Source organism: Variimorphobacter sp. HTMS_6, from assembly GCF_059717775.1.
The window spans coordinates 3,317,986-3,325,000 of the sequence record NZ_AP046094.1 but is presented as its reverse complement, the minus strand read 5'-3'; the positions used below and the strand labels follow the sequence as shown (position 1 = coordinate 3,325,000).

The 7,015-nt window shown below is 41.9% G+C and carries 4 protein-coding genes, 7 tRNA genes and 1 rRNA gene (1 of these 12 cut by a window edge); all 12 read left to right on the top strand.

All coding sequences use genetic code 11. From position 1 onward, the window contains the following. A 23S ribosomal RNA gene (locus tag AC6IWN_RS15055) occupies positions 1-2,845 on the top strand (it extends 58 nt beyond the left edge of the window). 119 nt (positions 2,846-2,964) lie between these two features. After that, a tRNA-Asn gene (locus tag AC6IWN_RS15050) sits at positions 2,965-3,036 on the top strand. 76 nt (positions 3,037-3,112) lie between these two features. After that, positions 3,113-3,184 (top strand) — tRNA-Glu (locus tag AC6IWN_RS15045). Between the two features lie 119 nt (positions 3,185-3,303). After that, positions 3,304-3,377: transfer RNA gene (locus AC6IWN_RS15040), tRNA-Ile, on the top strand. A gap of 15 nt (positions 3,378-3,392) precedes the next feature. After that, positions 3,393-3,466 (top strand) — tRNA-Asp (locus tag AC6IWN_RS15035). Between the two features lie 109 nt (positions 3,467-3,575). Further along, positions 3,576-3,648, top strand: a tRNA-Val gene (locus AC6IWN_RS15030). Positions 3,649-3,653: 5 nt separating this feature from the next. Next, positions 3,654-3,739, top strand: a tRNA-Leu gene (locus AC6IWN_RS15025). A 57-nt stretch (positions 3,740-3,796) separates the two neighbouring features. Continuing rightward, positions 3,797-3,870 (top strand) — tRNA-Arg (locus tag AC6IWN_RS15020). 168 nt (positions 3,871-4,038) lie between these two features. Next, positions 4,039-4,512, top strand: a complete 474-nt coding sequence (locus tag AC6IWN_RS15015; protein ID WP_497988348.1) for a DUF1700 domain-containing protein — start codon at positions 4,039-4,041, stop codon at positions 4,510-4,512. 314 nt (positions 4,513-4,826) lie between these two features. Then, positions 4,827-5,174, top strand: coding sequence for a hypothetical protein (locus tag AC6IWN_RS15010; protein ID WP_497988346.1), 348 nt, complete (start codon positions 4,827-4,829; stop codon positions 5,172-5,174). Between the two features lie 175 nt (positions 5,175-5,349). Then, on the top strand, positions 5,350-5,724 hold the full coding sequence (locus AC6IWN_RS15005) for a rhodanese-like domain-containing protein (protein ID WP_497988344.1): 375 nt from the start codon (positions 5,350-5,352) through the stop codon (positions 5,722-5,724). A gap of 99 nt (positions 5,725-5,823) precedes the next feature. Further along, a complete protein-coding gene (locus tag AC6IWN_RS15000) occupies positions 5,824-6,978 on the top strand; it encodes a THUMP domain-containing class I SAM-dependent RNA methyltransferase (protein WP_497988342.1) in 1,155 nt (384 codons plus the stop codon). The last annotated feature ends 37 nt before the right edge of the window (positions 6,979-7,015 follow it).

The window sequence follows — 7,015 nt, the reverse complement described above, 5'->3', positions numbered from 1 at the left end:
TGATAAGCTGCGATAAGCCACGGGGAGGAGCAAATATCCTTTGAACCGTGGATTTCTGAATGGGGAAACCTGGCCGAGTAAACCTCGGTTACTGCATACTGAATACATAGGTATGCAGGGGGAACCCGGGGAACTGAAACATCTAAGTACCCGGAGGAAGAGAAAGAAAATATTCGATTTCCTAAGTAGCGGCGAGCGAAAGGGAAAGAGCCTAAACCACGGCAGCAATGCTGTGGGGTAATGGACTGCAATAAGTGAGTCGTATGGTAGTGGAACGGTTTTGGGAAAGCCGGCGAGACAGGGTGAAAGCCCCGTACACGAAACCAGAAGACAGCGAGCAGGATCCGGAGTACCGCGAGACACGAGAAACCTTGCGGGAAGTCGGGGGGACCACCCCCCAAGGCTAAATACTACTCAGTGACCGATAGTGCATAGTACTGTGAAGGAAAGGTGAAAAGAACCCCGGGAGGGGAGTGAAAGAGAACCTGAAACCCTGTGTTTACAAGCTGTGGAAGCACTTTATATGTGCAACCGCGTACTTTTTGTAGAACGGTCCGGCGAGTTACTTCTGCAGGCAAGGTTAAGGACTGAAAGTCTGGAGCCGAAGGGAAACCAAGGGTTAATAGCCCGTCAAGTCTGCATGAGTATACCCGAAACCGGGTGATCTATCCATGTCCAGGTTGAAGCCGCCGTAAAAGGTGGTGGAGGACCGAACACACATCTGTTGAAAAAGGTGGTGATGAGGTGTGGATAGGGGAGAAATTCCAATCGAACCCGGAGATAGCTGGTTCTCCTCGAAATAGCTTTAGGGCTAGCCTCGATATAGATTAACGGAGGTAGAGCACTGAATTGCCTAGGGGGCGTCAAAGCTTACCGAAGCATATCAAACTCCGAATGCCGTATAATTGTTTATCGGGAGTCAGACTGCACGAGATAAGTTGGGTAGTCAAAAGGGAAAGAGCCCAGACCACCAGCTAAGGTCCCAAAGTGCGTGTTAAGTGGAAAAGGATGTGGGATTTCGAAGACAACTAGGATGTTGGCTCAGAAGCAGCCATACATTCAAAGAGTGCGTAATAGCTCACTAGTCGAGAGGTCCTGCGCCGAAAATGTCCGGGGCTAAAACACGTCACCGAAGCTGTGGAATTACACTACGTGTGTAATTGGTAGAGGAGCATTCTTAAAACGACGAAGCGTTACCGTAAGGAGGCGTGGAGATTTAAGAAGAGAGAATGCCGGAATGAGTAGCGAGATAGAAGTGAGAATCTTCTAGGCCGAATATCCAAGGTTTCCGGGGTAAAGCTGATCTGCCCCGGGTAAGTCGGGACCTAAGGCGAGGCCGAAAGGCGTAGTCGATGGACAACAGGTTGATATTCCTGTACCTTATATAGACAGAACTGTGGGGACACGGAAGGGTAGGAAGAGCCGGGAATGGAAAAACCGGTTCAAGCACAAAGGTTAGTCTGGGAGGCAAATCCCCCGGATGTTACTGAAGTGTGATGAGGAGCGAATTTAAAGTAGTGAAGCTTCCGAACCCATGCCGTCAAGAAAATCCGCTATTGTTCTATGTAAGCCCGTACCGTAAACCGACACAGGTGGATGAGGAGAGAATCCTAAGGCCGACGGGAGAAGCATTGTTAAGGAACTCGGCAAAATAACCCCGTAACTTCGGGAGAAGGGGTGCCTACGCAAGTAGGCCGCAGAGAAATGGCCCAAGCAACTGTTTAGCAAAAACACAGGTCTATGCAAAACCGTAAGGTGAAGTATATGGGCTGACGCCTGCCCGGTGCTGGAAGGTTAAGGGGAGAGGTTAGGAGCAATCCGAAGCTTTGAACTTAAGCCCCAGTAAACGGCGGCCGTAACTATAACGGTCCTAAGGTAGCGAAATTCCTTGTCAGGTAAGTTCTGACCCGCACGAAAGGCGTAATGATTTGGGCACTGTCTCGACAATGCACCCGGTGAAATTGAAATACCAGTGAAGATGCTGGTTACCCGCGCCAGGACGGAAAGACCCCATGGAGCTTTACTCTAGCTTGATACTGGGATCCGGTAATGCATGCACAGGATAGGTGGGAGGCTGTGAAGTTGTAACTCTGGTTACAATGGAGCCACTGTTGGGATACCACCCTTGTGTTACTGGATTTCTAACATTCAGCCGTAATCCGGCTGGTGGACAATGTCAGGTGGGGAGTTTGACTGGGGCGGTCGCCTCCGAAAGGGTATCGGAGGCGCTCAAAGGTCTTCTCAGAATGGTTGGAAACCATTCGAAGAGTGCAAAGGCAGAAGAAGGCTTGACTGTGACACCGACGGGTGGAGCAGGTACGAAAGTAGGACTTAGTGATCCGGTGGTATAAAGTGGGATTGCCATCGCTCAACGGATAAAAGCTACCCTGGGGATAACAGGCTTATCACTCCCAAGAGTTCACATCGACGGAGTGGTTTGGCACCTCGATGTCGGCTCATCGCATCCTGGGGCTGTAGTAGGTCCCAAGGGTTGGGCTGTTCGCCCATTAAAGCGGTACGCGAGCTGGGTTCAGAACGTCGTGAGACAGTTCGGTCCCTATCCGGCGTGGGCGCAGGATATTTGAGAGGAGCTGACCTTAGTACGAGAGGACCGGGTTGGACGAACCACTGGTGCATCGGTTGTCATACCAATGGCATGGCCGAGTAGCCAAGTTTGGAAGGGATAAACGCTGAAGGCATCTAAGCGTGAAGCCCCCCTCAAGATAAGATATCCCATAGCATAAGCTAGTAAGACCCCTGGAAGACTACCAGGTAGATAGGACAAAGGTGGAAGTGCGGTAACGTATGTAGCTGATTGTTACTAATAGGTCGAGGGCTTGACCTTAAAAGGTTTACAGTAAACGAACAAAACGTTCGTAAATGGATGAAACATTTTCGTGTGTAGATTTAATGTTTTAAGAGTATATACAAATGAATTAAAAACATTATTCATTTGTCATGTATTCCTCGATAGCTCAATGGTAGAGCACACGGCTGTTAACCGTGGGGTTGTAGGTTCGAGTCCTACTCGGGGAGTTAGCTTCTAAAAGAAGTGAAAATTGTTTAAAAAATGGTTGACATAATGTATCATATTTGATATAATAATAAATGCGGCTCCATGGTCAAGCGGTTAAGACACCGCCCTTTCACGGCGGTAACAGGGGTTCGAATCCCCTTGGAGTCATTAAGTTGCAAAAGAATAAACCTTATTTGCCGGTATACCGATGTATAACATTGGCAGAACAGTTGAGAATTCAGCTGGTTATCGGTTCAAGTCCAGGGAACATCGTTCTTAGATATATTGGACCTTTAGCTCAGTTGGTTAGAGCAACCGGCTCATAACCGGTCGGTCCGGGGTTCAAGTCCCTGAAGGTCCATTTACATAATATTATGGCCCAGTGGCTCAGTTGGTTAGAGCGCCGCCCTGTCACGGCGGAGGTCGAGGGTTCGAGTCCCTTCTGGGTCGTCAAGTTTCTTAAATATAGAAACTTGCGAATTTAATATTAAAAAACTGCTTGAATGATTTTCAGTTATATGTTAATATGTTTTAGCGGTAAGCAACATCAATATCCCATGGGATCTTAGCTCAGCTGGGAGAGCATCTGCCTTACAAGCAGAGGGTCATAGGTTCGAGCCCTATAGGTCCCATTTGTGCCGGCGTGGCGGAACTGGCAGACGCACAGGACTTAAAATCCTGCGGGACTAATCTCCCGTACCGGTTCGATTCCGGTCGCCGGCATTATTCTTCTTAGAAGAGTAATGCTGTTTTTATTTCAAAATGGCAACAAATTAATATGTGTGTTTAGCTCAGCTGGATAGAGCGTCTGGCTACGGACCAGAAGGTCGGGAGTTCGAATCTTCTAACACACGTGATGAAAAGCATTGTATAGGAAACTGTACAATGCTTTTTTGTTGTGAATGTGTTAATGATAAACTATAATCCGTTCAATTTATAGAGATTTAATTAACTTCTAATTTAATATTAATTTACGCAGGTATAGATATATGCTAGAATGTTGCAAAGGAGGCTACTAACGAATGAATAAAAAAGAGTTTCTGAGTATTCTAAGAGAATCGTTGATCGGTGAAGTCAATAATGATACCGTTGAGCAGAACATACAATATTATGATCAATATATTAGTACCCAGACTGCAAGCGAAAAAGATGTAATCAAGGTTTTAGGTGATCCACGACTAATTGCGAAAACAATAATTGAGTCTAGTAAAGTTGCAAAACAAAAAGGAGTGTATTCTGGGTATCAAACACATTCTTCTGATTATTATACTGAAGAACAAGAATATACTAATTACAATCAAAATAATCATAAATCAAGTATATTTCAGTTATTTAATATTAAATGGTACCATATGGTTCTATTTGTATTGGTTGCAGTTTTATCAATCTTCTTTATTGCAATTATCGGACGTATTATCCTAGGATTTATATTTGCATTTGCAGTTCCAATTATTCTATTGTTGCTGGTGTATTCAATGTTTCGAAAACGATTTTAGCGTGATTTTTATTTATAATTTATAAAAAGCGAAAAGACCACTTGGGGGAGCCAGGTGGTCTTTTCGATGAGGGGAGTATAAATAATTAATAAGGGGTTATAATGTGCTAGGGTTACCCCTAGCACTTGTTAATTATAATACATAAGACAAGTATATGCAATAAATTTATTTTTGTAAAATGCATAATTTGTAAAATTAAATTAAAATAATTTTAATGAATATTTATTACTAGATTTCCTTATGAATATTTCAATTTGAAATGAAGATAATAAGTACTGCAATATCAAATTTTAACTCATTTATAGGAGGTCATTATGGCAAATAATAATTCTAAAAACAACCAAACATCTAACTTAAGAGATACAACCAGCTCCAATTCAAGTAGAAATGCTTCAACCAGTGCATCTGGCTCTAGAAATGCAAATTCTTATGGAAGTAAAAACACAACATCAAACTATACTACAGGATCTGGCCGTAACGCTTCTACAGACGTAAGATGCAAAGATACAACATCCAGAGATACAACATCCAGAGATACAACATCCAGAGATGCTTCTTCTAGGGATATCACATCCAGAAATTCTTCTAGAAACTCTTCTAAAGATGCGAGCGGATACAAAAACAACTATAATGATTTAGATGATATGGACAGTGATTATTAATATATATGAAGCAAAGATGTCCCTAGATTAATATCTGGGGACTTCTTTTTATTGCTGATGGTTGTTTATCATATATCTTTGATGGAATAGAAACGCCGGATTTTGAATACATAAGATAAGTAGAGCAATAAAGTTAATCTATAAGAAACGAAATTTATACGATTTATGAGCAAATTTGACTTATTTTGAATATGATATATTGGTTCCATTTATTTTCATCAAAGGTGGTGACAGTAAAGATATGTCTTTCGAAACAATTAAAACAGGGGATATAGCGAAATATATCGGAGCAATTAATGTGATGATTATTGATTTGAGAGATAAACACGATTATGATAAAGGACATATTCCCACTGCTGTTAATATTCCATATGAAGAACTAGAAGATAGAAGAAAATCATTACCTCGTCATTTTCTCTTAATATTTTATTGTGATAGAGGCAATGTTAGTTTACTTGCAGCAAGAGATTTAATGAAAGAAGGTTATAATATTAAGAGCCTTTATGGAGGAATGAGGGCTTATCGAGGTAAATTAGAGCGGAGTCGATAAATCTTCATTGACTACAGTGAAAAAGAGCTTTACAATAACAGATGCATAACCTGCAAAAAGTACAGGAGAAAATTCCTTTAAACACAACCGGAGGTAAAAATGAAGCAATTTGAATATGTTTCACCATGCCATTTTGGTCTTGAGGCCGTATTAAAACGTGAGCTGACTGATTTGGGCTGTGAAATAACTAAGGTAGAAGACGGTAAGGTAAGCTATACAGGCGATATAAATACAGTTGCAAGAGCAAATATATTTTTGAGAACAACAGAGCGCGTGCTACTAAAAGTAGGTTCTTTTAAGGCAGTAACATTTGATGAGCTATTTGAGAATACGAAGGTAATCCCTTGGGAAGAATATATCCCACAGGACGGTAAGTTCTGGGTAGCTAAAGCAAATTCGGTAAATAGTAAGTTATTTAGCCCATCTGATATTCAATCCATTATGAAAAAAGCAATGGTGGAAAGATTAAAATTAAAATATAAGAAGGATTGGTTCGAAGAGACCGGTAATTCTTATCCGTTGCGTGTAACGATACTAAAAGATGAAGTAACGATTTGTATTGATACCTCAGGTGAATCACTTCATAGAAGGGGGTATCGTAAGCTGACCAGCAAGGCTCCTATTACAGAGACACTGGCTGCTGCATTAATTATGTTAACTCCATGGAATAAGGATAGAATTCTGGTGGATCCTTTCTGCGGTAGTGGTACGATCCCAATTGAGGCAGCTATGATTGGGGCAAGAATCGCTCCCGGAATTAATAGAACGTTCTTGGCAGAGACATGGACAGAATTATTTTCACCCTCGATATGGGAACAGGCAAGACAGGAAGCTAAAGACAAACAACGTACGGACATTCAGATGACAATACAGGGCTATGATATAGATGGTGAAATTATTAAGGCAGCCAGACAGAATGCAAGGTTGGCAGGTGTTGATCATTTTATACATTTTCAACAAAAGCCGTTAAAAGAGCTGAGCAGCCCCAAGAAATATGGCTTTATAATAACAAATCCACCCTATGGTGAGCGATTAGAGGAAAAGAATGAACTTCCTGCTCTGTATAAAGAGATGGGTAAAGTATTCTCCTCTCTTGATGCCTGGTCATATTATCTCATTACAGCCTATGAAGAGGCTCAGAAGTATATCGGTAAGCCTGCAGAGAAGAATCGAAAAATATACAATGGTATGATGAAAACGTATTTTTATCAATATATGGGTCCTAAACCGCCGAAGCAAACATCCGGTTTATAATAAATTTGCTTTCAACAACAAAATAAATTGCTGTAGT